This is a genomic window from Hymenobacter seoulensis (assembly GCF_054780535.1).
Window position 1 is genome coordinate 1 of record NZ_BAAGWD010000009.1, and the last position, 25,286, is coordinate 25,286.

Annotated in this window: 24 protein-coding genes and 1 pseudogene; 18 read left to right on the forward strand and 7 right to left on the reverse strand. The window is 59.0% G+C overall.

Going from position 1 to position 25,286, the window contains the following annotated elements; genetic code table 11:
* Both ACYVHC_RS20605 and ACYVHC_RS20610 read left to right on the forward strand, forming a co-directional pair.
* Window positions 1-191: hypothetical protein (locus tag ACYVHC_RS20605; protein ID WP_460615624.1), on the forward strand; the 191-nt coding region annotated here is incomplete at its 5' end.
* A 119-nt stretch (window positions 192-310) separates the two neighbouring features.
* Window positions 311-715, forward strand: a pseudogene (locus ACYVHC_RS20610) (recombinase family protein); the annotation flags it as partial.
* Between the two features lie 546 nt (window positions 716-1,261).
* On the opposite strand, the gene ACYVHC_RS20615 reads toward ACYVHC_RS20610, so the two are convergent.
* From ACYVHC_RS20615 to ACYVHC_RS20630, 4 genes are all read right to left on the reverse strand, one after another.
* Window positions 1,262-2,035 (reverse strand): hypothetical protein, encoded by a 774-nt coding sequence (locus ACYVHC_RS20615; protein ID WP_460615625.1) that lies wholly within the window; start codon window positions 2,033-2,035, stop codon window positions 1,262-1,264.
* Window positions 2,036-2,361: 326 nt separating this feature from the next.
* Window positions 2,362-2,688, reverse strand: a complete 327-nt coding sequence (locus tag ACYVHC_RS20620) for a cupin domain-containing protein (protein WP_460615626.1) — start codon at window positions 2,686-2,688, stop codon at window positions 2,362-2,364.
* Window positions 2,689-2,908: 220 nt separating this feature from the next.
* A complete protein-coding gene (locus tag ACYVHC_RS20625; protein ID WP_460615627.1) occupies window positions 2,909-5,482 on the reverse strand; it encodes a toprim domain-containing protein in 2,574 nt (857 codons plus the stop codon).
* A gap of 83 nt (window positions 5,483-5,565) precedes the next feature.
* Entirely contained in the window at window positions 5,566-6,039 is a 474-nt protein-coding gene (locus ACYVHC_RS20630) for a hypothetical protein (protein WP_460615628.1), read from the reverse strand.
* A gap of 161 nt (window positions 6,040-6,200) precedes the next feature.
* Here ACYVHC_RS20630 and ACYVHC_RS20635 point away from each other — a divergent pair, with 161 nt between their 5' ends.
* Genes ACYVHC_RS20635 through ACYVHC_RS20695 form a run of 13 tightly spaced genes read left to right on the forward strand, consistent with a single transcriptional unit; the run spans window position 6,201 to window position 17,556 of the window.
* Window positions 6,201-6,884 carry a hypothetical protein gene (locus tag ACYVHC_RS20635; protein ID WP_460615629.1) on the forward strand — a complete coding sequence of 228 codons (684 nt, stop codon included), beginning with the start codon at window positions 6,201-6,203 and terminating at the stop codon, window positions 6,882-6,884.
* A gap of 59 nt (window positions 6,885-6,943) precedes the next feature.
* A complete protein-coding gene (locus tag ACYVHC_RS20640) occupies window positions 6,944-7,363 on the forward strand; it encodes a hypothetical protein (protein WP_460615630.1) in 420 nt (139 codons plus the stop codon).
* A gap of 4 nt (window positions 7,364-7,367) precedes the next feature.
* Window positions 7,368-7,697, forward strand: a complete 330-nt coding sequence (locus ACYVHC_RS20645) for a hypothetical protein (RefSeq protein WP_460615631.1) — start codon at window positions 7,368-7,370, stop codon at window positions 7,695-7,697.
* Complete coding sequence (locus tag ACYVHC_RS20650) at window positions 7,666-10,281, forward strand: TraG/VirB4 family ATPase (RefSeq protein WP_460615632.1); 2,616 nt, start codon at window positions 7,666-7,668, stop codon at window positions 10,279-10,281. Before ACYVHC_RS20645 ends, ACYVHC_RS20650 begins: the two co-directional genes overlap by 32 nt.
* Window positions 10,282-10,283: 2 nt before the next feature.
* On the forward strand, window positions 10,284-11,414 hold the full coding sequence (locus ACYVHC_RS20655; RefSeq protein WP_460615633.1) for a hypothetical protein: 1,131 nt from the start codon (window positions 10,284-10,286) through the stop codon (window positions 11,412-11,414).
* Window positions 11,415-11,439: 25 nt separating this feature from the next.
* The gene (locus tag ACYVHC_RS20660; protein ID WP_460615634.1) at window positions 11,440-12,111 is read left to right on the forward strand and encodes a hypothetical protein; all 672 of its coding nucleotides are present in this window, start codon (window positions 11,440-11,442) and stop codon (window positions 12,109-12,111) included.
* 41 nt (window positions 12,112-12,152) lie between these two features.
* On the forward strand, window positions 12,153-12,902 hold the full coding sequence (locus ACYVHC_RS20665; protein ID WP_460615635.1) for a conjugal transfer protein TraK: 750 nt from the start codon (window positions 12,153-12,155) through the stop codon (window positions 12,900-12,902).
* A 19-nt stretch (window positions 12,903-12,921) separates the two neighbouring features.
* The gene (locus ACYVHC_RS20670) at window positions 12,922-13,821 is read left to right on the forward strand and encodes a DUF4138 domain-containing protein (protein WP_460615636.1); all 900 of its coding nucleotides are present in this window, start codon (window positions 12,922-12,924) and stop codon (window positions 13,819-13,821) included.
* 18 nt (window positions 13,822-13,839) lie between these two features.
* Entirely contained in the window at window positions 13,840-15,246 is a 1,407-nt protein-coding gene (gene traM, locus ACYVHC_RS20675; RefSeq protein WP_460615637.1) for a conjugative transposon protein TraM, read from the forward strand.
* 30 nt (window positions 15,247-15,276) lie between these two features.
* Entirely contained in the window at window positions 15,277-16,188 is a 912-nt protein-coding gene (locus ACYVHC_RS20680; protein ID WP_460615638.1) for a hypothetical protein, read from the forward strand.
* Between the two features lie 6 nt (window positions 16,189-16,194).
* On the forward strand, window positions 16,195-16,734 hold the full coding sequence (locus ACYVHC_RS20685) for a hypothetical protein (protein WP_460615639.1): 540 nt from the start codon (window positions 16,195-16,197) through the stop codon (window positions 16,732-16,734).
* A 17-nt stretch (window positions 16,735-16,751) separates the two neighbouring features.
* A complete protein-coding gene (locus ACYVHC_RS20690) occupies window positions 16,752-17,141 on the forward strand; it encodes a hypothetical protein (protein WP_460615640.1) in 390 nt (129 codons plus the stop codon).
* Between the two features lie 25 nt (window positions 17,142-17,166).
* Window positions 17,167-17,556, forward strand: a complete 390-nt coding sequence (locus tag ACYVHC_RS20695; protein ID WP_460615641.1) for a hypothetical protein — start codon at window positions 17,167-17,169, stop codon at window positions 17,554-17,556.
* A 50-nt stretch (window positions 17,557-17,606) separates the two neighbouring features.
* On the opposite strand, the gene ACYVHC_RS20700 is transcribed toward ACYVHC_RS20695, so the two are convergent.
* Together ACYVHC_RS20700 and ACYVHC_RS20705 are read right to left on the reverse strand one after the other, a co-directional pair.
* Window positions 17,607-17,867 carry a hypothetical protein gene (locus ACYVHC_RS20700; protein ID WP_460615642.1) on the reverse strand — a complete coding sequence of 87 codons (261 nt, stop codon included), beginning with the start codon at window positions 17,865-17,867 and terminating at the stop codon, window positions 17,607-17,609.
* A gap of 537 nt (window positions 17,868-18,404) precedes the next feature.
* Window positions 18,405-19,526, reverse strand: a complete 1,122-nt coding sequence (locus ACYVHC_RS20705) for a Fic family protein (protein WP_460615643.1) — start codon at window positions 19,524-19,526, stop codon at window positions 18,405-18,407.
* A gap of 449 nt (window positions 19,527-19,975) precedes the next feature.
* On the opposite strand from ACYVHC_RS20705, the gene ACYVHC_RS20710 reads away from it, so the two are divergent.
* The 3 genes from ACYVHC_RS20710 to ACYVHC_RS20720 all read left to right on the forward strand — a co-directional run bounded on the left by ACYVHC_RS20710 (window position 19,976) and on the right by ACYVHC_RS20720 (window position 23,895).
* Entirely contained in the window at window positions 19,976-20,938 is a 963-nt protein-coding gene (locus ACYVHC_RS20710; protein WP_460615644.1) for a site-specific integrase, read from the forward strand.
* A 217-nt stretch (window positions 20,939-21,155) separates the two neighbouring features.
* On the forward strand, window positions 21,156-22,526 hold the full coding sequence (locus ACYVHC_RS20715; protein WP_460615645.1) for a hypothetical protein: 1,371 nt from the start codon (window positions 21,156-21,158) through the stop codon (window positions 22,524-22,526).
* A gap of 1 nt (window position 22,527) precedes the next feature.
* Window positions 22,528-23,895 (forward strand): Dyp-type peroxidase, encoded by a 1,368-nt coding sequence (locus tag ACYVHC_RS20720; RefSeq protein ID WP_460615646.1) that lies wholly within the window; start codon window positions 22,528-22,530, stop codon window positions 23,893-23,895.
* Window positions 23,896-24,302: 407 nt separating this feature from the next.
* Here ACYVHC_RS20720 and ACYVHC_RS20725 read toward each other — a convergent pair whose 3' ends face one another.
* Complete coding sequence (locus ACYVHC_RS20725) at window positions 24,303-25,220, reverse strand: hypothetical protein (protein WP_460615647.1); 918 nt, start codon at window positions 25,218-25,220, stop codon at window positions 24,303-24,305.
* Window positions 25,221-25,286 lie beyond the last annotated feature (66 nt).

Sequence of the window (25,286 nt, forward strand, 5' to 3'; positions counted from 1 at the left end):
TGTCTACGTTTCTCGCCTCTGAATTTCAGCGCTTCTATCATCAGTATGGCTTCCTGCCGGGCGCCGGAGACTATTACACGACCGCTGAAGGGAACACTTTCGTGGTGCGCCTGCGCGGATACGATGCCGAAAGTCAGACGCTCTTTCTGGTGGTGGATGAAGCGACCCAGAGCAACGTCACCGAACACTAGTAGCGACGCAGATCCACTATTGTATCAATTTTGGTTAGGCCCGGGTATCGGCGAAGGCTCAGAGCTCTGAGTTCAGAACCTAAGATACCTAGTTACAGGAGCTAACGGCAGCTGACGTCGATCGAATTTTTCAAAAGAAGAGAAGGGGCACCTGCACAACCCGGCCTGAACTGGACAAGATGCCGGCCCTGCTCCGACCAGGCGATACGGTAATCGTCAACCGTCTCTCACGCTTAGGGTACCATACCGCGCACCGGATCCACCTCATTGCCGACCTCAGCCGGCAAGACGTACGCTTTGTGGCGCCGGAATTACGGATCGATACGAACTACGCCGGCTACCTGGTACTGACGATATGTGCTGCTCTGACGGAGTTTGAGCGGGGGAGCAGCGGGGAGTGGCGACAGGCCGGTATGGCGTTAGCCACGGTGCAAAGCAAACACCTGGGCCCCCAGCCAGGCGTGGACGAAGAAAAGCTCACGAAGGTAAAGACGTGCTTGGCTGCTGGGCTCTCGGTGCATTAAACGAGCGAGGGTACAGGCAGCAGCAAGAGTACAGTAAAGCGGTATAGAGGCTTGCTTAGTAGGGAAGCCAAGTTAGTTTGGAAACCGAGTATTAGGTATGGCCTTCAGCAATAGTCGGATACGTGAGTTGTAATTAAGCTACTGGTTGGTATATTTCTGAGCCTATCGGCGCCTACGTAGTGTGGACCCATGGAAGATTATTGCGCCCAAGAGAGTATGCATGTTCTCCAAGCCTCTCGGATGCTTTCCGTGGGGCTGCTGGTTATGTTATCCGTACTGCTGTATGTAACGGGCTAGAAAAGCTAGGGCGCTCAACGTAGCAGCAGGGTAAGCACTGATGTCGAACTTCCTGAAGCAATCAGGCACTCAATACAGTCTAGCCGGCTAGCTGCTTCTTACTTTGCCAGGCAAAAATCCCTTCGTGAAGCACGAAGGGATTTTTTGGAATCATGCCGGAAAGCACAGTCACACACCTTACGCCTTCCACGCGACTAAAATACACTATTTAATTAATATAGTTATATATATTGAAAGTTGACATTTCTGCTAGTTGATCATCGGCATCGAATATGCCCAACTTGCGTAGGTAGCCGTGAGGCGGCCGGGGTGCAGCAACGGCAATTCCTCCACGGCTTGCAGCACTGCTGCCTCTGCCCGCGTGCGGGCACCAGTCTCGGGTATTTCCCCGTACTGAATCTGAGCCTGGAAGATACCCCCGTAGGGACCGACGATAAAGCCGACCGGAATTGTATCTGGTTGTAATTCCGTCGGATCCAAATGGGGTGTTGCCGAGCGACTGAGCCAATGGGCCAGCTCGCGATACGACTCGCGCTGCTCAGATCGGAACTCCGGTTTGCCGGTGAGGCTGGGCATCTGATCGGCTGTATAGTACAGCTGGGTAGAATCCCGGCCTGCGTAGGGATGCGCGCGGGCAATGGCCTGTCGTTGAGCCACTGCAGCACGGGTGAGGGCTGCTCGCCGGGCTTTTATCCGCGCTTGCTCCTGCTCCTCGGCAGCCTGCTGGTCGGCAGGCGATACTGCACGGGTACTATGGCCACTCACTTCGTAGACAAAGAAAGCCAGCACCCCCACCGGGGCCAGGCCCAGCAGGATAGCCAGCACGTGGCCGAATTTGCGAGAGAAGCAGCCGGCAATCAGCCCACCAAAACCCAGCAACACACTGAAGAAAATCAGCAAGTAAGAGCCCGCCTGGAAGTCGTCCTGGTCTCTGGAGAAATTCGTGAACTCAATCACGACCACGCCCCCCACGACCGCGCAGCTCCCCACTAAGCAAAGCACGAACAGGGTCAGGCTACTCATACCCGAGGAGCGGGCGGGTAGTGAGGTGGTCTAGGCACGACGGACAGAAGAAGGACGTATATTTCTTCTGTCATGGCAACCAAAACCAGCGGGGCGTCGCCCGACAAACGGCGTAAACATGACGAGGCGTTCAAGGCCGAAGCGCTGCGTCTAGCCGGCGAGAGCCGCAGCACGCAGGCTGCGGCGCAGCAGCTTGGGGCTGATGCCCAGCTGCCGCGCCGCAGCCTGCGTGCTGCGGCTCGTGGCCGAGGTGGGCAGCGAGGAAGTGGCGCGCGACCCGGAGGTCCGCGCCCTGCGGGCCCGCCTCAAACGGGCAGAGCAGGAGCTCAGTATTTTAAGAAAGCCTTAGTCAGTTGCCTGCTATACGCACAGGCTTGGCCAGCCGACCCGGCGCGCAGCAGTTGGGCCGCGTGGCACTCTTCCTGGTAGTAGCCCTGACCAGCTGTCAAGACCAACGACTGGCCGGCCGGATGCAGGTGCCAGTTATTGCGGGCGCCCGGCCTGAAGGTCACGTCGCCGACGGTGCAGTCGGTCGGATTCTCGCCGGTCAGCATGGTGACCCAAGCCGTGCCAGTAAAGTACTCGGACGGACCGCGCTTCGTGCCGGCCGGCGTGCTGTGGTGGTTGGTGGGCTTGCTCATACTAATTTGCATATAGTCCGCTGCGGCATGCGGGAGTTGGCTATACAAAGGTCTGGCAAGCAAGCCCCTGTATAAATAAGCTTTTCAAAGGAGTTCTTATGAATATCAAACAGGTAGGCAAGCCAAGAATACAGGCGAAGTCCTGCCGCTCTCTTATTGCGCTGCTGATTTACAGGAACCCCTGCCCGGGAATTCCTGATCATCTCATCGCTTAATGAGCTGCTAAAGGTGATTACCGGGTGATTTCCGAACCGCGGTCGGGCATCTCGGTCGCCCGGCCCCGGGCCGCCTCTTGCCGCTCGGCCCGGTCGCTGCCGTGCTCAATCAAGTGGTTCCCTGCCTGCTGGCCTATGGCGTCGAGTGCCTGGCTTACCTGCGCTATTTCGGGCTGGTCGGTTCGGTACGACACTTTCATCTCCGAGTGGCGGATACCTTCGGCGTCAACCGTGCTCTGCAACTCGCTGGCTTTGGCCCCGCTCGCGGTCAAGGTTGCCTGCACCGCCTCTGCCTGCCCCCGCTCACCGGGCGAAGAGGCCGGCTCATCCACTTTGATAATTACCTGTTTCTCGCTTCCCGTGACACTGGGAGCCACTGTTTCGTTAACAGCCAGACTGGCCTCTGCGCTTGGCTTGACAGCCACATCCTGACTCCGGTCCCGATTGTGGGGTTGAATGGCCGCGGCCTCGGCCGCCAGCTGCCGGGCGGTGCGGTCAGCCCCGGGCTCAACGACGCTCACGCCCGCATACTTTTCATTGCCGGCCTCGGCGCGGGCATTGGTGTTGGTCACAATGACGTGAATAATGGCAATATCTGGCTGGTCGTTGCGGTAGCTCATGTCAAATTCTGCCCGCCGAATGCCCTGCTCATCCACGGTGCTGCGCACTTCGCTGGTCTGCATAGAGTAGCCTGAATTATCCAGAATTGCTTTCCAGGCCTCCGCGCGGCCGGTGGTGTTGGCTTCCAACTCATCCACCTTCCAGGTCGCCGTTTTGACTTCGGCCGGCGAAGGAGCGGCCAAGCTGACAACCGCGGCGGCTTCAGCGAAGCGGGCCCGGCCGCGCAGGTCTTCCCGCTCCGCTTCCTCGAACTTGCGGCCGGCTGGCAGGGGATTATCGTGGATGTACTCTTTTAGTAGCACCAGGCCAGCGTCTTTGGCGTGCACGAACTGCGCGGTGTGCTCCGCCGCTTCCAGCTCGCTGCGGTATGAGCGGGTTGACCGTTGCTGCTGTTCCTCGGATGTTGCTGCTCCCAGCACTGCCTGGTTAAAGCGTTTATCGTTCCGTTCACGCTCCTGCTGCGCTTCGGGGCTGCTTTCCCGCTCGCGCCGGGCCTGGCGCTCGGCCTCCCGCTGTTCCCGCTGCTGGCGCTCGGATTCCCGCTGCTGCTCTTCACGCTGAGCGGCGGCCCGAATCTGCTCGGCACTCAGGCCCTGGTTGGTGTACTCCAGCTCCTTGTTGAAATCCTTGGCCAGCGGGTAATCCACGCGCAGAAAGCTTTCCTGCTGGCGCTCGGCCTCGGCCCGCAGCTGCTCGCGCTGCCGGTACAGCTCCTGGGCCACCACCTCCAGCTGGGCCGTGTCGGCGCGGGCCACGGTCAGGCGCAGGATGGTGGCCTGCTCGGTGCTGCGCTGTATTTCCACCGCCAGCGAGGGGCCGTCCTGCTGGGTCTGGTTGATGTGCTCCACCCGCTCGCGCAGCTGCTGCACCTGGCCGGCGCCCTGCTCGGCCGAGTCGTGGTGAAAGGTCACCTTCAGGCTGGTGTGGTACTTGTCGCTGGTGGCGTGCCACTCCACGGGCCGCGAGGCTTCGCGGTAGGCTTCCTGCTCGGCCACCGGCACCAGCGGCCGGGCTGGCTGCAGCTCGTTGAGGTAGTTGATGTTGAACTGCCGGCCGCCGGCGTCGCGGTCGTTGGCCAGCACTACTTCCCGGGGTTGCTGCTTGTCGATGACGCGCTGAATCAGGGCCACCTGGGCCTCGGTGGGCGTGCCGCTGGTGGCAATGTAGAGCGTGTTCCGGGGGTCCTGCCCGTGCTTGAGCTGGAAGTGCGAGAGCGAGTCAATGGCCGACTCGCTCACCACCACGCGCTCCACCGGCGTGTCCTTGCCCTCGGTGGGGTGGGACACCCAAATGCCGTTTTTGGGCAGCGGTAGCAGGCTTTTGTAGTGCTCGTTCTTCTGCTCCACGCTGGCCAGCCCGTGCTCGTTATACAGCGGAAAGGCCGTGTTTCGGTGCTCGTTCTGCTGCGCCGTGAAGATGCGCCCCTGAAAGGCCGGGCTGTCAATCGTGCTATCTGTAATACCCCGGCTGTACAGGTAGCCGCGGTCAGTCAGTTCCTTTTTGACGCCCAGCACCTCGGAAATCAGGCGGGTGCGGCGCTCTTCCTCGGCCTGCCGGGCCGCGTGCTCCGGGTCGCCCACGGGCAGGCTGCTTAGGCGCGCGGGGTGGGGCGGGGTGGCGTACTGCGTTGCATACTGGCGGGCCGGGGCGGGCGCGCCGTCGAGGTACTCGCGCAGCTGCTGGCGCACCTGGCCCAGATTGAGGCCGTGGCCACCCCGGCCGCCCCGGGTCTTGGCAAAGTCGATGATGGAGCCCGCGTCGCGGGCGTCGCCGGGATTCAGATATACCTGGTGGCCCCCGGCCTTGCGGGTGACGATGACGTGCTCGTCATCCTTGACCAAGTGGTGCCAGTCGCCGCGGCGGCTTTCCTTTTTGATGGTGTAGCCCTGGCGCTGGGCGTAGTCTACCAGGTCAATGTCGCGCTTGAAGCGGTCGAGCTCGGTGGGGTCGTTTTCCCGGGGTGCGTTCATGGGGTGGGGCGAGAGGATGTGGAGCCGGACAGCTCCACATCCTCCCAGCGCCCGGACGGGCCCGGCAGGAAAGCTATCTGGGGTTAAGTAGTCGGCGGCGGGTTACCGGCCCGCTGCGCGGCCGCGTCGAAGAAGGCCAGCTGCTCACGGAACTGGGCCAGGAGCTCGGCGCTGCCGAACACGTACTGGTTGGCGCCGCTGCCGATGTCGATGCGCACGATTTCGGTGGACACGCCCAGCGCGCGCAGCACCTTTTGCACGAGGCGCAGCTCGTCGCGCTTGAGCTTGCCGTTCTTCAGGTTGACGACGTTGGTATAGGTCAGGCCATGCTGGGCACAAAAAACGGTTAAATCGCCCTGGGGAAGGGCTTTTAGACGGGACTGCACGTAGCGCAGGCACTCGGGGTAGGGCGCGGACAGGCTAAGGTCAGGAAACCCCAACGGGGCGGATAGGTGGTCGGATGACGACATGCGAAGAGGTGTGCTGCAGGGGCAGTAGGGAGCTAAAAAATCGGAGCAATACTCCAAAGGACGCAAACCACGGCTATAAGATGCCATGCCCGCCGGGAAAAACTCAAATCTTCTATCTACTACCGCCTGCGGAGTTGCAACTACTAGCACTCCACCTCGCTGGTAGCCATTTCATACGACCAAGTAGTTTTTAAGTTTTCACTAACTTTTTACTAACACTGACGCGCTTCTTCCCGTAAGGGGCCGGTATGCGCTCTGGAATACTCTTACTGGTGGTGATACTGGCCCTGGCCGCGCTGGCGGCGCTGCTTTGGTGGCGCTTCCGGGGCCCTGGCCAGCCGGCGGCTCCGGCTGCGGTGCTGGCCACGCGCAACCACCATTCCCTGCGGACCTTCCACTACGACACGGCGGCGGCCGCCGGCAAGCTGGCCGCCGCCGCCCTCACCGCCGAAGCCGGCACGGCGCTGGCCCGGCTGCTTCCCAAGGAAGACCGGGCGGTTTCAGAACCAGTGCCTTCGGCCGAAGACGAGCCTACAACGCCCCCGGCTGACGCTTCGCAGTCCGGGGCTGAACACCCGGCAGAAGCCAGCCAGGATACCCCCACGGACAAAGCACCGCGCCCGGCCTCTATCCGCCACGCAGCCGGCGCCCTGGCTTCGCTGCTGGATGCCCAGGAAGTAGCCGCAACTCCCACTGCAGCGGCTGACGAGCCAAGGCCGGAACTCGACGAGGAGCCGGCGGAAGCCCTGTTCCACAACCCCCTCACCGCGCCGGCGCCCACGGCCAACGACCAGGCCAACCGCGCCGCCGAAATCGCCCTGCGCCAACAGCGCCGCGCCCGCATGAGCGCCGATGCTGCCACCCAGCGCGCCGCTCTGAACGGCCTGTTCCCCGGCGCCGGCAGCTCTGTTCCCACCGCCAAACCTTCCTAGATGCCACACTTGGCTTTTTGGGGAGATAAGCACCCTGTTTCCACCAATATCCCTTTTCTATGCTAACCCACTTCTTTTCCCGGGCCCGTACCCACGCCGCAACGGCCACTGAAACCCTGCACACCCTGGCCGCGGCCGGCCAGACCTACCAGCCTTCCCGCGCCGAGCAGCGCGTGGCGGCGCTGCTGACCACCCTGGCCCTGGCCGCCAGCCCGGCCCGCGCCCAGCTGGGCGGCGGGGGCGCCGCGGCCGCGCTCGAAGGCGTGCAGGAAACCGTGGTGGGCATTGTGCAGGTCATTTTCGCCATCGTGCTCATCGTGGGCCTGATTCGCGTGGTGATGAAGTTCGTGCAGGGCGCGCCCGATGCGCTGGGCGCCCTGGGCTGGCTGGTGGGCGGTGTGATTCTGTGGTTCGGCTTCCAGCTCTTCAAGGACGATTTGGTCAGCGCCGTGGGCGGCGGGGACGGGGGCGTCCGCTAAGCTCATGCGCTCCTATAAATCCATCGAGCGGCCCGCCCAGGTGCTGGGAATGAACATCCAGGACCTGGGGCTAATGGTCGGCCTGTTCATCGGCTCGGTGCTGCTGCTGGGCTTTCTGGGTATGGCCGTCCACATTCCCCGCCTGGTGTACCTGCTCGTCATGCTGGTGGAGCTGGGCCTGATTCTGGGCTTGCGCTACCTGAGTAGGAAGCAGGCGCCCGGCTTTCTGATGGGCTGGCTGTCCTTCACCTTCATCCAGCCCCGCCGTTTGGCGGTGGGGCCCATTCCCACCCCTTCCACAAATGACCAAAAAGCCCAAAACGGCCGCGTTTAACGCCGTGATGCCCGTGCACAGCTTCGAGGGCGACAAGGTGGTCTTCAAGGACGGCCGCGTCGCGGTGGGCTTCCGCGTGGAGCCCGCCGAGATGGAAAGCTGGACTTCGGACGACTACGAAGCCTTCCAGACCGCGCTGGTGGGCGTGCTGCGGCCCCTGCCGGTGGGCACCATCGTGCAGAAAACCGACATCTACTACGACCGGCCCTACCGCGAAGACAAAACCCAGCAGACCTACTTCGAAAACAAGATGAACAAGCACTTCTTCGAGCGGCTGGTGCTGCTGCAGAAGTCCTACCTGTTCCTCTCCTTCGCTCCGGTAGCGGTCAAATCGCCCAAAACCAACGCGGTGAATGCGCTGGTGGCCCGCGCCGGCGAGGCCGTGCTCAAAAACCCGTTTGCCCAGCTCGTGCACACGCTCGAAACGGCCGAAAGCGGGGCCGTGGAATTCATCCAGGGCATCAAGAACCTGGGCGGCGTCACCTTCGAGCGGCTGCCAAGCGCGGAGATTCACCAGCTCTACCTGCAGTACTTCAACCTCAACTTCGACGGCCGGCCCACCCGGCAGGAGCGCGAAATCGGCAACGACCTGGGCACCTTCAGCGTGGGCGAGCACAAGGTCAACGTGCTGAGCATGGTGGGGCAGGGCTCCGACGCCTACCCGGCCGTGCGCAACTCCTACGGGGTGACGGCACCCATGCTTTACCCGCTCACCCACATCCTGCAGTGCCCGCACGTGCTGACGCAGGCCCTGCTGATTCAGGATACCCGCTCGGAATTAAGCAGCCTGGACACCGACCGCAAGCTCAACGCCTCGCTCTCCTTTCTGGCTACCCAGGACAATCACCTGCGGGCGGCCGAAGTTGAGGAGTTCACGGCCGAGGTGCGGGCCGAAAACAAGCAGATTGTGGGCCTGCACCTCTCGTGCCTGCTCTGGGACACCAACGACACCAGCCGGCGCGAGAACGTGGAGCGGGCTACAGCCGCCTTCCGCTACATGTTCGGCACCGAGAGCGTGGTCGAAAGCTACCTGGCTTTGCCCGTGTTCTTCGGTTTGCTGCCCGGCAACGCCTGGCAGGTGCCGGACCGCTGGCTGACCAGCACCGCTGACCGCGGCGCCTGCTACACCCACTGGACGGCCACCTACAAAACCGACCCGGTGGGGGAGTACCTGACCGACCGGTTCCGCAATCTGGTGCAGGTAAACCTGTTCAACACGGCCCTGGACAACCAGAACGCCATTGTCATCGGCCCCTCGGGCTCGGGCAAGAGCTACACCTTCGGTAATTTGATTGTGCAGCGCTTCGAGAAGGGCGCCCGCCAGATTATTATGGACGTGGGCGGCACCTACCGCAACGTGCTGCAGTCGCTCAACGGCGAGGACTTCGACCACACTTACTTCGAGTACGACCCGCAGCGCCCCATCGAGTTCAACCCCTTCGTCGTGCCCCGCGATGCTTCGGGCAAGTGGCTCTACAACGACGAGAAAACCAACTTCCACCTGGCCCTGCTCGCCGCGCTCTGGAAGGGCGGCAAGGACACGGCGCTGGACAAGTCGGAGCGCACCATTCTCTCGCGCTTTCTGATTGAGTACTACGCCGGCTTGAACGAAAGCCCGCGCCTGAACCAGCAGGACGAGGAGTTGCCCGGCATGGAAAGCTTCTACCGCTTTGTCGAGCAGTACGACCAGGAAATGCAGAAGCCCGTGGCCCAGCCCGGCGATGGGGTGGAGCCCGACCCGCTGGACGGGGCCCGCCGGCAGTACCAGAAAAACCTGAAGTACATCGACCTGCACCAGTTCTTCCTGGTGCTGGGCCAGTACATCACCGGAGGCCGCTACGAGCGGGTACTAAATGCCAAGCGCGACGTGGACTTGAGCGAGTACCGGCTCATCTGCTTTGACCTGGCTAAGGTGCAGGCCGACCCCGACCTGTACCCGGTGGTGGCCATGCTCATCACTGAGCTCTCGCTGGACCTGTTCCGCAAGTTTCCCGATGACATCAAGTACATCGCCCTGGACGAGGCGTGGACTATGCTCTCGGGCGTACTGTCGGAATTTATCGAGTCGATGTACCGCACCATCCGCAAAACCAATGGCTCGGTGACCATCATCACCCAGGGCATCAGTGAGATTACCAGCAGCAAGATTGGCCCGGCCATCATCAACAACTCGGCTACCAAGATCATCCTGCGCCACGTCAACCCCGACTCGCTGGCCCAGCTGCAGGCCCCGCTGGGTCTTACCGGCCACGAAATGGACTTGATTAAGTCGGTGCGCTCGACCGAGGCCCTGCGGGAGTTTTTCATCAAGCAGGGCGCCAAGGGCAAGGTCTTCGCCTTGGAAGCTTCCCCGCAGCTCGATGCCATCCTCACCTCCAAGCCCGTGGAGCGCAACTACCTGGGCAAGCTGGTGAAGTTCTATCAGCAGACCCAGCTGCGGCCCCGGACTGACAAAAACGGCCACGTGCTGCTCAACGACGAGGGCCAGATTGAGTACGAGCCGGTGCGGGTGCAGCGCCTGGACTACGCCGTGGACCAGTTTGTGGAAGATAAACAGGCTCGCACTGGGGCCCTAGCGAAATGAGTATGCTCGCGATGGTGGCCTACGGCATCGACCCGGGGTTTCTGCGGGCCTGTGACCAGACCCTGCAGGTCGTGCTCACCGCCTGCCGCTTCATCACGCCTTCGCTGATGGGCATTGCCCTGCTCTACACCATCGGGCGCGGCTTTATCTCCGGCAGCGGGCTGGCCATGGACTGGGGACCGATTATCAAGGCCACCTGGATATTTTTCCTGCTCTTCTTCTACCAGACGCTGATGGACACGCTGGGGACGGGAATCGCGGCTTTTACGGCGCTGTTTGCTACGAATCAATCAGCAGCTGAAGCCCTGCGCGACCTGACTACCCCGCCGGCAGTGGCCGCGGCAGCCCGCAACGATTCTATGGGCATCGGCGACATCGTTTCGGGTGCTTCGGCGCTGATGACGAGCATATCGGAAACGCTGTCCACGTTCACGTTTTCGGGGCTGATGACCCGGCTGTTTACGGCCACTACGGTGCTCATCATCCGCAAAATCATGACGTTCATCCAGCAGTTTATCCTGGGTTTTCTGTACGTCTGCGGCCCCATTGCCATGACCCTGTCGGTGATTCCATCATTCGGTCAGCTGGCCATGAAGTGGTTGCAGAACTTCCTGGCCGTGCAGATGTGGGGGCTCACGTTCGTTTTGCTCGACACGCTCTACAAGTTCTACGCCGAGTCGGCCCGCGCCCCCGGTGGGCTGTTTGGCAACATCGTGAACGGCCCGCAGCAGTCGGTCGATGACCAGATGTTCATGCTCACCTCGGTGGCCTTCGTGCTGCTCTACGTGATGGTGCCCTACCTCACGTCGCTGTTCATTGGCTCCTCGGCCGCCCAAGGATTCATCGGCTCCATGACGGGGATGGCCGTGGGGGCCGCTACTGCGGCCGCCGGCGTCGTGGCCCCCGGTGGGGGCGGGCTGTCGAGTGCCGTGGGCCGGGCCCTGGGCAATGGGGGAGGGGGTGGCAACCGCGGCGGTGGCAGCAGCGGTAGTTCCGCCGCCCCAAGTGCTAGCGCAGACACCGGGGGAGAAGCCGCCAGTAGTTCCGCCTCCTCGGGTCTGCCCGTCATCACCATGTCCGATGCGCTGAATCCTTCCTACCGGCAACGCGCCTCCGGCATCTGGACCAAGTAACGCACGCTTACCAAGCCATTTAACGATGAAAAGACTCCCCATATCTCCTGCTGCTATTCTGCTGGGTTGCCTTGCCTCGGGCTGCCAATCCGATAATACCACTCCGGCCGCTGGCCCAACTGAGCCTTCCGCCAAGGCTGCTGCAACGACTTCATCAGCCCAAGCTGGTATTCCGGCCCCACTGCCCCCTTCGGCCATTAATGTACTGGCTGGCGTGGAGCAGCAAACTCCCAAGCAAGGCTACCTGCAGGTAGTTTCTGCCAAGGCCCTGAAGGTCGAGCCGATGCAGGTAACACTGCCCTGGATGTGGGGCTCAGACCCGGACCGTCCCGGCGGCCGAAAAGTCGGCACCGCGCCCGGCTACCGCATTTCCTACGAAGCCGTGCTCCGCTGGAAGCCCACCAGCTACGGACCCAAGGACAAGATACCAGCTTCCCTGCCGCTGTACTCACCTAACGGAACCGATTCGCTGGCCAGCTTCCAGGTAGGAGCGGAGGGCCTTTCCAAGCCGGAGCGCTTCACCGTGTCGCAAATCCGGCCCAATACGCCCGTGACGGTGCGCGGCACTTTGTATGCCTACACCGGGCAAAACAACCAGAAACAGCCGGCGCTGGTGGTCTTCCCCTACCGTGACCCTTCCGGCCTGCCTGAACCAAACAGGATGACCTTTCTGACGCTCCATTCGGCGGGGCAGTAGGGCGCAAAGGCATCCCTCCCAACACTCACAACCACTTACGAATGGATTCCGCCAAAGACTTGAGTACCTCTTTCTCCGCCATGCGCAACCTGGCGCTGGGCAGCGTACTGGCCCTGCTGCTGGTGGCCCTGGCCTCGGGCTTTCTCGTGTACCGGGCCTACGAAAACAGCGGCCGGCGCGTGTACGTCGTCTCGCAAACCGGCTCGGTGGCGGCTCTCTCGGCCGGCAACGACGCCCACACGCCCTACGAGGCCCGCAACCTGGTGCGCCAGTTCATGCAAACCATGTTCGGCCACGACCAATACACCTATAAGGACAACCTGGACGCGGCCCTGCCCCTGATTGAGGGGCGCGGCGGCCGGCGCATCTACGAGGGCTTCACCCGCGGGCAGGTGCTGCAGAACTACGAGCGCTACGCCGCCCGCAACGTGGTGACCGTGGACAGTGTGCTGGTGGACATGAGCCGTCGGCCCTGGTCGGGCTCGGTCTACATCAAGCAGCGCATTTTCATCGGGGGCCAGCAAAAGGAGCCCCTGCCGCTGGCCGCCAAGTTCAACCTGGTGGAAACCAACCGCTCGGATGCCAACCCCTACGGGCTGCTCATCACCAACTTCGACTACATCCCCTACTCCCCGCAGCTGACGCGGGAAGAGCAGGAGCTGCTGCAGGCCCAGGAAGCCGACCGCCAACGCCGGCTGCAGGAAGCCGAGCGGGGCCTGTCTCCGACCGGCACGCCCACGGCTCCCGCGGCACCGGCCACAACCCGGGCCCCCAGCACCCCGGCCAACTAACCCTTTATCCCTTTCACCGATGCGACTTTACACTTTCCCGCCCCTGCTGGGGCTGCTCTTAGTGCTTTTACAACCCATGCCGGCGGCCGCGCAAAGTGGCCCTACCTCCCCGGCTACGGCCGGAGCTACCGCTGATAATCTGCTGGACGTGGCCGTTTCCGACTCTTCCACTACCTACCTGGTCTTCGGCGGGCCGGTGTCGCTGGTCGACGTGGGCATGGCAGGCAACTACCTGGTCAAGATTGAGGCCAACGCCGTGTTTGTGCGGGCCAAGCGCAAGCACGCGCCGCCCACGCCCCTGCTCATCCGCTACGGCTCGAAGTACTGGATGGGCCGGCTGGTGTACACGGGCCGCCCGGTGCTGCAGCTCTACGACTTCCAAAAGGACGGCACGCTGAGCATCAACGGCAAAAGCGCCGCCTCCACGGGCGCCGCGCCGGAAAACGAGCTGGCCCTGGACAAGGAGCGGGAAAAGAAAGCCGTGGTCGAGGGCAAGCTGCAGCAGCTGCGCAAAGCCCGCGAGGAGCACCAGGCCGTGGCAGTGGTCGACAACGATTTGGTGCTCTCGCTGGCCAACGTGCGCAACGACAAGGATTTCACCTACCTGCGCTTCAAGGTCATCAACAAGACCAACATCGACTACAACGTGGACTTCACCGACTTCCAGCTGGTGGAAAACGCGCAGAAGAAGTTTCTGGCCCGCAAAAAGAACGAGGCCCGGCGCCCGCTGGCTCCTTCCGGCGGGGGACCCAACCAGGTCATCACCGGCCGCACCACTGGGTACCTGACCTACGCCATTCCCCTGTACGCGGCCACCGAGCGCGGCTACCTGGAAGTGACCCTGCGCGAGCTCAACGGCGCCCGGGTGCTGGTGCTGCCCGTGCCCTCCCGCGTGATTAACCGTGCCGCTACCATCTAGTGCTGTCCGCCCTTTTCTATGGAACCCATTACTCCTCCTACCCAAGCAAACAGCCCGGCGGCCCGTCCCGAAAGCGAGCAGCCTACCCCAGCTGTCGCGCCCATCAACCGTACCCCCGCTGAAATCCTGCGCTCGAACTGGATGGCCTTTGCCGGCCTGCTGCTGGTGCTCATCATCGGTGGCCTGTTTCTGTGGCTGAAATCGGCCAAAGAAGCGGCCCAGCAGGAGCGCGAGCCGGTGGCGGCAGCTTCGGCCAACATCGAGCCGGAAATCCCCTCGGTGGAAACCGCGCCCCCGGCGCCGGCTGCTTCACCCTCGGCCCAGATTGAAGCCCAGCGCCGTGCCGAGCAGGACGCCCAGAGTGCGCCGGCCCGGGCCACCGACCAGGACGTGGTGGACGTGTTTGCCGTCGACACTACCGGTCTGGCACTGCGCAAGCGGCGCCGGGCCCAGGCCGCCGCGCAAGCCGCCGCCCGCCGCGCCGAAGCCGCCCGGCTGGCCGCGGCCGACGTGGACACCATTGAAACCACGATTCAGGACCCTTCCACGGGCTCTTACAGGGCGCAAACCCTGGTGGTACCGCGCCGGCGTATCACCGCTAGCGGCGGGGGAGCCAGCCGCCGGGCAGGTACTGGCCGCGCTGTCCGCACCGGGCGCAGCCTACTGCCTACCCGCGACGCGGACGGCACCCCGTTTGAAACCGACCCGGACGTGCTGGCCATGCTGGGCTCCTCGCCGCCGGAAACCCGCGCCGCCTACGAGCGCATGACCGGCAAGCGCTACCGCGACCCCAACCAGACCGCGCAGCTGCTGGCCACCCGGATGAGCGCCCCCGGCATGGACGGCTTTAACACGGTGAAAGTGGCGGGCGCCAGCCGGATGATGGCCCAGGGCAGCCAGCGCGAGCAGCAGCTGGCCCCGGACGTGTTTTTCAAGTGCGTCATCAACGGCGAGCAGAAGGTGCGCACCGGCTCGGTGGTCATTTTGCGCCTGCTGGAGGATGCCGTCATTTCCGGCGTCACCTTTCCCAAGAACATGGTCTTTGCCGGCGTGGCCACCGTGGGCACCAACAACGTGACGCTGGAAGTCAACCGCCTGGGCCCGACGCGGGTGCAGGCCGATATCTACGATTTCAACTACATGCCGGGCATCATGATTGACCCGGTGAAGCGCGTGGCCCGCGAAGCCGGCATGGCCGCGGGTGAGCTGCAGCAGCAGACCACCCAGGAAATCAGCACGGCCATTGACCGCTCGGCCTCCGCGGCCAACTCCGTGGTGGGCGTGGGCGGCCGGGTGGCCGCTCAGGTGCTCTCCCGGCCCAAGACCCGCACCAAGCTGCGCGACGTGCTGCTGCCCGATGGCTACCCCATCCTGATTACCACGGCGGCCGCCGGCCAGCTCGGCCCGGAAGCGGCGGCCCGCTAGTCCCTTCTTTTCACTTAATCGGATACGACGATGAAAAAGACGCTTTTGCCGGCCCTCGTGGCCTTCGCGCTACTTCTGGCTTCTGGTCATCAGGCCACTGCCCAAATGGTGGTTAACGACCCCGTGCACATGGGCGTGCACATCGGTGACTTCGCCAAGCGCCTCGCGCAGTGGACCGAAACGGTCAAAAACTACCAGGTTATCAAGGATGCCAGGCAGATTGCCGGCGTCACCAAGGACATTACCGGGCAGGTGAAGGACATCACCGACGAGACCCTGCAGCTGCAGCGCCAGGTGCAGGCCGACCTGCGCAAGGTGCAGGCCGACCTGCGCAAGGTGCAGAGCATTCAGGATTTACGCCTCTCCAACCCCCAGGAGCTGTTTGCCCGCGCCCTGGCCATGTCGGGCCGGGGGCAGAGCAACCAGTACATGCCCGTGTTCCAGAAGGCCGAGCGCCTGCGCCAGGCCCTGCAGCTCAACAATCCCCAGCAGGATTTGAACACGGTGTACGACGTGTTTTCGCGCTTCGGCTCGGGCGCCACGGCCGCGGGCGGCCGCATGAGCTCCCAGCAGTACCAGCAGAAACGCGAGGAAGCGGCCGTCTCCACGTTTGCCTACGAAGAGATGATGCAGAAGAAGAAGATTGCCACGGCCTTCGGCTACTACAAGATTGCCGACGAGATGACCCAGCAGAGCATCGAGATGAACGCCACGCTCAAGAACCCCGGCCGCTACGCCATGACCGAAGGCGAGCGGATGGTGGCGCTGAATACCTCCAACGACAACATGATTAAAGCCATGCAGCTGCGCCAGGAAGCCGACCGGCTGCTGGCCGAAGCCGCCCAGCCCGGCCCCTCGCGGCAGGCGGCCGAAATGGTCTACTCCGACATCCTGGTGCAAAACGCCCTCATCAAAGCCGACCGGGCCCGCCCCCGCAACTAACCCCTTATGAAGAATCTAGTGCTAGTGGTCCTGCTGCTGGCGGGAACCGGCGCCGTGCCGGCCTTCGCCCAGCGCCACGTCCAACACATTTCCAGCTGGGGCGCCCACCTGGGCCGCTCCGAGCAGGGCGACTACTACGAGCTGAGCTACACCAGCATGCTCACCAACCGTCTGGCCCTGCGCGCCAGCGCACTGCGCGACGCCGGCACCCTCAGCGGCCGCGGCGATTACTGCAGCTACGTGGGCCGGGTGCTGCTGGCCCCGCAGCTGTTCCGTCTGGGCGAAGTGGCCTACGTGCACCTGCTGCTGGGCGGTGCCGCCGGCTACGAGCGCACCGGCCAAAACGGTACCGCCGAGGTGGTCCCCGATGCCAAGGAGCCGCAATGCTTCACCTACGGCCCGCAGGCCGGCGCCGAAGTCGACTGCTTCCTGGGCAACCGCCTCTCGCTCGTGGCCACCGCCACCAAAGGCTACCTGTTCAACACCCCCCTTATCGACCAGTGGCCGGGCAACGCCAGCGCCGGCCTGCGCTACCACTTCCGTTAACCCCGCTTTTCTGACCGATGAAACGACTGACCTATCTGCTGCTAAGCTGCGCTGCCCTGGCTACCGCCACCAGCTGCTCCAAGGACGACGCGACTCCTTCCGGCCCCACAGAATACCAGGTGGAGTACCGCATTTCCTCTGCCACCGCCCCCACCTCGGATTACATCAGCTACGATAACGAGCGCGGCGGCATCACCACGCTCAACAACGTCCCGTTGCCGGCGACCTACCGCTTTAAGCGCACCATGAAGCAGGGCGACCACCTCAGCCTGCTGGCCAGCCTCGACGGGGGCACGGCCGCTTCGGAAATCACGGCGTCCATCCTGCTGGATGGCCGGGAAGTGAAAAAGGAAACCGGCCGCGGCGCCGACGCCCAAGTCGTGCCGGTATACGTGATTGGGCAGTAGGGAAGCAAAGCCGGTACTTTGCGACATGGATTCCGCTACCCTTCCCGTTGGCTTTCCCGACCCCTCCTTGGTCATTAACTACTCAACGGCCCTGCGCTACATCCGCTACCGGCTGAACCGGATGGCGCACGGGCAGATGAAGCCCTGGGCGAAGGAGCACCGCTTCAATTATGCCCGGCTGGTGGAAATCAAGAAGGATGACCGGCAGCTGTACGTGCCGCTGGTGCAGCGGCTGATGGCCACCTTCGGCCATCCCGCCGATGTCATCCGCCTGATTTCGTCGGATAAGGTCAAAAGCCACTACTTTTTCTTTGCGACGCTGGAGGCTTACGCGCTGTTCAGCCACGAGCTGCGAGCTTACGAGGAACTGGTCGCGCTGGCCAGCCAACAGTCGGCTTCCTTACCTGTCAAGTAAAGCAGAAGGCCAACCCGCTAATGGGTTGGCCTTCTGCTTTCAGGGCATTGCTACTCCGCCCTGATTAGCTCTCGCGGCAGACCCGCCCGCAGCTGCTCGTAGGATTCCGGGCATATGCGGATGGTGGGCTCCGCAGCGGTGCAGTATAGAAGCGTGGGGTCTACCAGCGCAATGGCGCGGTTCCAGACAGATTCGGGTAAGTTAGTGGGCAGGGATAGTAGGAGGGTAAACTCTTCTTGAATGAGCCGAATGACCAGCTTCTGCACGGTAGGGCATAGGCTGGAAAAGCGGCGATACGGACTCGCGGCCATAGAAAATATCAACGGAAAGGATGGAAAACGCCCCGCCTGCAGCCCCCGCAGGGAACCGGGCAGGTTTAGCTTATCAGCACAGCTTACCAGTGAAGGAAACTGCTGGTGGCTGATTACAGGAAGTGGGGAGCGTTATGCCAGGGAGCCCACGAATAGGGCGGGCCGCTGCTGGATGGGCAGCGGCTGCCGGTGAGCCCAGCGCAGCCAGTCCGCAGAATGAACCGCTGACGAGGGGTAACTATGCAAAGCGGAGGATTTCTGAGCTAGCATACTCGGCAATCAGTTTGACAAGCAAAGCTATCCAATACGGGCAAAACCGGCAGCTGTTACGCTTTTCAACCTGCAAAATTGATAGCATCCGGGCCCGGCCGTTGCCATATAGGGTGTACATTTTCCCGGATGGGAAGTCTCCTACCCGGTGGATGGAGCCTATGGATTCGTGTAGATGAGTTGCTGGACCAGCGTGTACGCTCCACCCTTGCGGGTTATTACAGTGAGTATCCCTTCATTGGCAGCCCGAGTTTTGTTGCTTTTGGGCTATTCGCTCAGGATGCGATGCAGTTCCAGATTAAGGTAGTAGTGATGCCCGGAGATGACTTTTTTGCCTAGAATGCCCATGTCCACCAGTTGATTTAGGTACTTACGGGCCGTGTTCTCTACGTAGAGGCCCGAATCGGTCAGGTGTTTGACCTTGGTGAAGGGCTGGGTGAAGATGCTGTTAACCAACTGCTCCGGGCGTTCCAAGTCCGTATCCGCTACCACGGCCTGCAGAATCGCATCCTTGGCCGCCACCAGGTCGTTGATTTTATCATAGGTGAGGTTGGCCGTGCTCTCCACGGCCCGTAGCATATACAACACCCACGACCTCCAGTCTCCCCGCTGCGATACCCCCGCCAGCAACGCGTAGTAGTCGCTCTTGTGGTCCATTATGTAGCGGCTCAGGAATAGGATGGGGTAATCCAGTAGCCCCTTCTGGGTCAGGTAGTGGATGTTGAACACCCGGCCGGTGCGCCCGTTGCCGTCGCGAAACGGGTGAATGGCTTCGAATTGAAAATGGCCGATGGCCATCTTCAGCACCGGGTCCAGGGGGTAGCGCTCGTCGTCGTTCATAAAGTAGAGCAGGTTTGCCAGCTTCGCCTCCAGGATGCCGGCCCCGCGGGGAGGCGTGTAAATGGCTTTCCCGGCATTGGGCCCGGAGCCGCCTTGTTTGATGTATATCTGCGCAACGGGTGGGCGAATCCCGTCGGTCGCTTGCGTGATTTGCCGGTACATCTGCGGAAAGTACTCCAGGTCAAAGGCCGGACGCTGCTGCAAGTACTCGTGCCCGTGCCACAGGGCTTCCCGGTATCGCAGCACTTCCTTCGGGGCGCCTTGGCCCGAGGCCGGCGCTTGCTCGCTGTACGCCTTGTAGAGCTCGTCGTCGGTGGTGAAGATGTTCTCAATCGCACTGGAGGCTTTGGCTTCCTGCAGGCTGATGCTGTTAATCAGCAGGCCTTGATTGGGGATGACCGCGCTCCGTCCCTGCAGTCGTCCTAATGCGGCCCGGGACTTCACCAACTGGCTCAGGATTTCGATGGTTTCCACCAGCTCCTGCGCCAAGGGTAACTCCGGCAGGGCGTTCCACGGCTTGTTGCGGTCGGGGTTTATGGGATAGCTCATTTAAGGTGTTCGCGTAGGCAGTAAGTCCGTGTGTTACGCAAACCTACCATTTCCTCAACAGACATCACCAAAGCCACCTGTTTAATGTTTACTCGGTTTTAGACCTCACGAAGCACCCAGCGCTTCATACTAAACATTAAAGCGAGCCTTGCTTTAATGTTTGCTCGAATTCAGACCTCACCAAGTGGTAAGAAATGGCAGCAGACATTAAAGCCGCCCATTTTTTAATGTTTACTTACGAAAGCCTCCTCGAATCCATAAAGTCTAAATAAACCGCAAGCTCACCTACTTTAGACATCATAATTGTTACTTGTGATACCGAAGTTGTTGCCTCAGCCTGATCCAATAATTTTTATATAGGTTCCGATAATTAAAGATTATCGGAACCTATCGCTATCTTCGCTTTTCTAGCCTTTTTTTGCCTCACTACTCCTTTATATATAGGCTACATGAAAGTCGACGCCCACCCGGTGGTAATTCCAAAGACCACGGACTCGCTCGCGGGCCTCTCCGAGCAGACAGCCCGCTACGTGGAAGCCGGCCTGCAGGGTGCCCCCAACACGGCGCGGGCCTACGCCTCGGATCTGCGTCACTTCACCCACTGGTGCCAGGCCAACCAGATCGAGCCGGTGCCCGCCACCGTCGACACGCTCGCCGGCTACGTGACCTACCTGGCCGATGCCGGTAAGAAAGTCGCGACCATTCATCGTCACCTCTCGGCCATCAGCAAGGCCCACGTACTGCGGGGGCTGGACTGTCCGACGGACAACAAGCAGTTTCAGGTCTTGCTCGACGGCATCCGCCGCGTGCACGGGGTCCGGCAAAAGCAGGCTCCCGCGTTTACCCTGGCCCAGCTCAAGCGCCTGGTGCGCGCGATTGATACCAAGACCGTAGCCGGCCTGCGCGACCGCGCGATTCTGCTACTAGGGTTTACCGGGGCTTTCCGGCGCTCGGAACTCTCGGAGTTGACCGTGCAGCAGCTGCGCTTCACGGAGGATTGCCTGATCGTCTCGCTGGCCAAGAGCAAAACCAACCAACTGGGCGAGTACGAGGAGAAGGCCATCTTCTACTCGCCCGAGGCCAAGGTCTGCCCTATCCGATCCCTGCAGGCCTGGTTGCGCCAAGTCAAGCGCGAGACCGGGCCGGTGTTCGTCTCGCTGCGCAAGGGAGAGCGACTAACCGAGGCGCGGCTCTCGGACAAAAGCATCAACGCGGTAGTACAGCGCTATCTGGGGTCCACCTACTCGGCCCACTCCCTGCGGGCGTCCTTTGTGACCGTCGCGAAGCTGGCCGGGGCCGATGACAGCGAGATCATGAACCAAACCAAGCATAAGACTTCGGCCATGATCCGACGCTATACCCGCCTGGACGATGTGCGCCAGCACAATGCGGCGCAGAAGTTAGGTCTGTAGGGTATACACCCTTACGATATACTTATCTATGATTTCATGCTAGGCAGATGCTTCCTGCAAAGGCTAGATGCCAACGCACCTGCTCGAATTACACCCCTTAGCCATAATGTTGTAATCAATGCGAAGGTAACACTGGACTGTGAAATCAGTGACAGCACTGATGCTTTGCTGATTGTTGTATTCGACCTTCGCGAAGTGCGAACCTTTCTGCTGCTGTATGAAACGAGACTCTTCCATTTTCAGCTTTCCAGTTTTTGCGGTTACTGGCTTAGGTGTAGCAGTGCTAGTGCAGCAGCTAGGTTTAAACCGAAAAAAACGTATTCAATCTCTTCATCCTGATAGAGTGAATGTACGGCAGACCATATTGGCCATCATTACAACTATAAATCCTAACAAAAGAGAACAACTGGAAAGCTTCCTGAGTGAAATCAAATCTAAGCCTAAAAACAACGCATACATTTTGTTTCATTCGCTTCCCTTACTGCATTTCGCCAGTTTTACAATAATTGATTGCCAGGGCAAGTCACCTGTACTAGTTTTTGAAAACAACTTTGACGGTGATCTTTCAGGCTATCTTGACCAAATGCTGCACCTTTTCGGAGAAGGATTACACGAGCTGTATAAGTGTTGTATTAATTGCCCGAATACTTATCAACCATCTGCATTAAAAAGCTATTTAGTTGCAAATATTGTTCGTCCAAATGCCTACCATATTGGCAATATTGGAAGATCCGCAAAAACCATAGCCGATAATGCCAACCTGCGAGAGGAACTTCAAATTTATCTGGACAAGCTATTTTCTCAAATTAAAGCAGATAATATATCAACCCTTCACCTCAGAGAAGAAATGCAGGATTTTGTAAGATCGGCTGTCGACCCGAACTTATATTCCTTACTTCCTCCGCGCCAGACAATATCTGAAAAAGTCATTCCATGGATTAGGCTAACAATAGCCGGTGTATTATCCATTGGCCTTTTGCCTCTGGTAATAATTGCACTTTTGATTTTACGAATAAAGGAAAAAACTGACCGAACTGACACGCAACCATTACTTCCCTCTAATATTCAAAGATTAATGGCTACTGAGAATATAATAGCTCAAAGTCATCTTGCAAATTTCACAAAAATAAAACCTGGGATATTACGGCTTCTCACTTTAAAAACTGTGCTTTTTGCAGCCAATCTACTGGCGCGAACATCTAATAAAGGAAAACTCGGTGGAATTCCAAGTATTCATTTTGCCCATTGGTCAATAATTAATAACGAGTATCTTTTATTCTTAAGCAATTATGATGGTAGCTGGAGCAGTTATCTTGATGATTTCATTGATAAAGCCAGTCGGGGGCTCACTGGTATATGGAGTAACACGGTAGGATTCCCGAAAACCCGTTTCCTCCTCTTCGACGGTGCCCGTGACGAGCCAGCTTTTAAAGCATTTGCAAGAAACACGCAAGTGCCGTCACAGGTCTGGTATAGTGCTTATCCTGAATTAACGGTGCAGAATATTGATAGGGATAGCTCAATACGAGAAGACCTTTTCACTGATTTATCCCAAACAGATACTGAGAAATGGCTTAACCGATTTTAAGATGAAAATAATCGACTTTTCAGATGTCCAGGGATTTGTCCTGAGCTCCTATAGTGACAACATGCCTTGCGCTAACTACCTCTTATTGACCATCACTAACGCGGAGAAATGTCGTGGTTGGTTAACTCAAATAGCTGGCAGCGTTACCACAGGCAGGGACAGAAATAGTGACTTTGCACTTAATATAGCCTTTACCGCTAGTGCTTTTAGTAAGCTTGGTTTTACATCCTATAACCTTCTTAGTTTCTCGGTTCCTTTTCAGGAAGGGATGACTACACTCGTCCGGCAAAAATTATTGGGTGATACAGGCGATAGCGCTCCAGAAAATTGGCTGTGGGGTAACGACGCATCACCTGTAGACCTCCTGCTTTTACTGTTCGCGAATGGGGAAGACGAACTTAACAAGCAACTGACGTTACTAAAAAATGGGATTCTTGAGAATGGTGGAATTACCCTTATCCAAACACTCTCTGCTGGACGACAACCAGATTCTAAAGAGCATTTTGGCTTTTTAGATGGTATCGGGCAACCGATAATTGAAGGAACAGGTAGGGAAACAAGGCAACTAAACCGGACTCAACACGCTACTATAATTAAAGCGGGTGAGTTTATCCTTGGGCATGAGAATGAGATGCAAACAGTTGACCCTCTGCCTAATATGAATGGAATGCCTGAATTTGGTTTGAATGGCACTTACCTTGTATTTCGACAGCTAGAGCAGCACGTACACCGGTTTTGGAAGTATCTTCGAGAATCAACAAGTAATCCTGATGGGGTTAGTCTACCTGCTGACCAAATAAAACTAGGTTCAAAAATAGTTGGACGGTGGCCCAGTGGCGCACCTCTCACTATGTACCCTGATTATGATCCGGCTGCCCCATCGACTATCAATCAGGAAAATGAATTCAATTTTTCGCAAGATGACCCAGCGGGCTTTGGTTGCCCCATAGGCGCACATATTCGCCGTACTAATCCTCGGGATTCGTTATTTGATGACCCAGCTACATCATTACGGACCGTAAAACGGCATCGTATTATCAGACGTGGGCGTTCCTATGGTAACAGGACAGACAATGCCTTAATTGATGATCACCAAAACCGTGGACTGCTTTTTATTTGTATAAATAGTAGTATAGAAAGACAATTTGAATTCATCCAGCAGCATTGGGTTAATAATCAGTCGTTTGGGTCACTCTACAATGAGACGGATCCACTAATTGGACCCCGGAATAATGGAAATGTGTACAGTATGCAGGGGTGTCCTGCCAGAACGCGGATCCATAATTTACCTGATTTCGTCACTACAAGAGGGGGGGCTTACTTTTTCATGCCTGGTATTAAGTCGTTAAAGCAGTTATCAATTATTTGATGACTGTGCAATACTATTTGGCGGGGCTACAATAGCAGGTGATTGATAACTTGTCTAAAGCTTCAAACCACTTTCAGGGGCATGAACTGCGGCAGAACAGCCCTGCGCAAGAAGGCTGCCTACAAGGCCAATCTAATTAACTACAGGGGCCCAACCGTACCTAAGCGGTCGGCTCGTTATCTGCGCCCCACAAAGTAGCGCAATATGAGCAGTTAGAGAAGTTGCTGGTTGAGCGCGTAATCACAACGGCTATATGCTGTTGTCCAGTGACTTTCGCTCCACTATTATAGGGCTGGCCAAAAAGCGCAGGTATTCACCCGTTCCCTTCTGCCGATTCTGATTTTATTGCTTAGTGTCCTTTCGTAGGGATAACAAGCACTTCCAAACAATTACTTTCAACCAGCGCTTCATTGCACGCCAGTCCCTGCAGCAACGTCATTTTTCTGGGTCCCCCTCCCAAGAATATAGCCCGATATGCCCGCGAGGATGGCAGCCAGCTCGCTGCTTTGCAGGATACTAAGGATGCCGAACAGGATTACGGCAATGATGAGCACAAACAAGGTAATGAACTGCAGCCCATTACTCGATAGCAGGTTTTTCGATAACTCATTACCGGCGTTTTGGTGCACGATCAAGAAAAATGATACGAGCATTAAAGCGATCAGCAGGGAGAAATAGAGGGTAATCTGTTTTCGGAAATCCTGCTCTTTGTATTCCGGCGCTAGGGCTACGTCGATTTGCCGGCGGCAGTCATTGACGTCTTTCTCGACCGCCTCAATGCTGCGGTCAATGGTCCTCATTCTCTTCGCCGCGGCGTTAGCCTCCACAAAGTAGCTACTGATTCTAGAGAGTTTTGTCTTTAGCTGCCCCACACTTACCCAAACCGTTCTTTTCTCGCTGTCGGGGTTGCTGTTGGCAAATTCATCAAACGGATACCAGCCCAAAGCAAAATTATCAGTTACGGAAGCCAGGTGCACCTGCAGACTATCTTCGTCCTTTCTTCCATTAATTAAGTTGGCCAATCTCTGTTCGATGACTTTGGTGCTGGCCACGGTAGATGGCAAAAACGAAGAATTGCGGTGCAGGCTGGCCGAGGTATTCCTCAATGCCGCGAGCAAACCCTCGCGTTCGCTAAGGTAATTCCGTAAGCTCTTAAAATCGGTGCGCTCTTCTTCCGTCTTAAATTTGTCGCCGAAATTTGAGGTTATCGTGTCCCGTTGCAGGTGATCGGTTAACGGGAGGACCGAGTAACTACCCGGTACGTCCTGCCCGACTACTGAAAGGGCAAACCAAAAAATGAAGAAGGCCGGCAAAATGCTTTTCATAACCAACGCGGTTTTCAGGTATTGCAGAGATCGACATTTAAGGACTGGAATCACCGTTAAGGGGCA

Bases quoted from the DNA above. Each gene is read 5' to 3' on its own strand.
- ACYVHC_RS20615 (WP_460615625.1), bottom strand. From the start codon at position 2,035: ATGAGTAGCCTGACCCTGTTCGTGCTTTGCTTAGTGGGGAGCTGCGCG.
- ACYVHC_RS20620 (WP_460615626.1), bottom strand. From the start codon at position 2,688: ATGCAAATTAGTATGAGCAAGCCCACCAACCACCACAGCACGCCGGCC.
- ACYVHC_RS20625 (WP_460615627.1), bottom strand. From the start codon at position 5,482: ATGAACGCACCCCGGGAAAACGACCCCACCGAGCTCGACCGCTTCAAG.
- ACYVHC_RS20630 (WP_460615628.1), bottom strand. From the start codon at position 6,039: ATGGCATCTTATAGCCGTGGTTTGCGTCCTTTGGAGTATTGCTCCGAT.
- ACYVHC_RS20635 (WP_460615629.1), top strand. From the start codon at position 6,201: ATGCGCTCTGGAATACTCTTACTGGTGGTGATACTGGCCCTGGCCGCG.
- ACYVHC_RS20640 (WP_460615630.1), top strand. From the start codon at position 6,944: ATGCTAACCCACTTCTTTTCCCGGGCCCGTACCCACGCCGCAACGGCC.
- ACYVHC_RS20645 (WP_460615631.1), top strand. From the start codon at position 7,368: ATGCGCTCCTATAAATCCATCGAGCGGCCCGCCCAGGTGCTGGGAATG.
- ACYVHC_RS20650 (WP_460615632.1), top strand. From the start codon at position 7,666: ATGACCAAAAAGCCCAAAACGGCCGCGTTTAACGCCGTGATGCCCGTG.
- ACYVHC_RS20655 (WP_460615633.1), top strand. From the start codon at position 10,284: ATGCTCGCGATGGTGGCCTACGGCATCGACCCGGGGTTTCTGCGGGCC.
- ACYVHC_RS20660 (WP_460615634.1), top strand. From the start codon at position 11,440: ATGAAAAGACTCCCCATATCTCCTGCTGCTATTCTGCTGGGTTGCCTT.
- ACYVHC_RS20665 (WP_460615635.1), top strand. From the start codon at position 12,153: ATGGATTCCGCCAAAGACTTGAGTACCTCTTTCTCCGCCATGCGCAAC.
- ACYVHC_RS20670 (WP_460615636.1), top strand. From the start codon at position 12,922: ATGCGACTTTACACTTTCCCGCCCCTGCTGGGGCTGCTCTTAGTGCTT.
- traM (WP_460615637.1), top strand. From the start codon at position 13,840: ATGGAACCCATTACTCCTCCTACCCAAGCAAACAGCCCGGCGGCCCGT.
- ACYVHC_RS20680 (WP_460615638.1), top strand. From the start codon at position 15,277: ATGAAAAAGACGCTTTTGCCGGCCCTCGTGGCCTTCGCGCTACTTCTG.
- ACYVHC_RS20685 (WP_460615639.1), top strand. From the start codon at position 16,195: ATGAAGAATCTAGTGCTAGTGGTCCTGCTGCTGGCGGGAACCGGCGCC.
- ACYVHC_RS20690 (WP_460615640.1), top strand. From the start codon at position 16,752: ATGAAACGACTGACCTATCTGCTGCTAAGCTGCGCTGCCCTGGCTACC.
- ACYVHC_RS20695 (WP_460615641.1), top strand. From the start codon at position 17,167: ATGGATTCCGCTACCCTTCCCGTTGGCTTTCCCGACCCCTCCTTGGTC.
- ACYVHC_RS20700 (WP_460615642.1), bottom strand. From the start codon at position 17,867: ATGGCCGCGAGTCCGTATCGCCGCTTTTCCAGCCTATGCCCTACCGTG.
- ACYVHC_RS20705 (WP_460615643.1), bottom strand. From the start codon at position 19,526: ATGAGCTATCCCATAAACCCCGACCGCAACAAGCCGTGGAACGCCCTG.
- ACYVHC_RS20710 (WP_460615644.1), top strand. From the start codon at position 19,976: ATGAAAGTCGACGCCCACCCGGTGGTAATTCCAAAGACCACGGACTCG.
- ACYVHC_RS20715 (WP_460615645.1), top strand. From the start codon at position 21,156: ATGAAACGAGACTCTTCCATTTTCAGCTTTCCAGTTTTTGCGGTTACT.
- ACYVHC_RS20720 (WP_460615646.1), top strand. From the start codon at position 22,528: ATGAAAATAATCGACTTTTCAGATGTCCAGGGATTTGTCCTGAGCTCC.
- ACYVHC_RS20725 (WP_460615647.1), bottom strand. From the start codon at position 25,220: ATGAAAAGCATTTTGCCGGCCTTCTTCATTTTTTGGTTTGCCCTTTCA.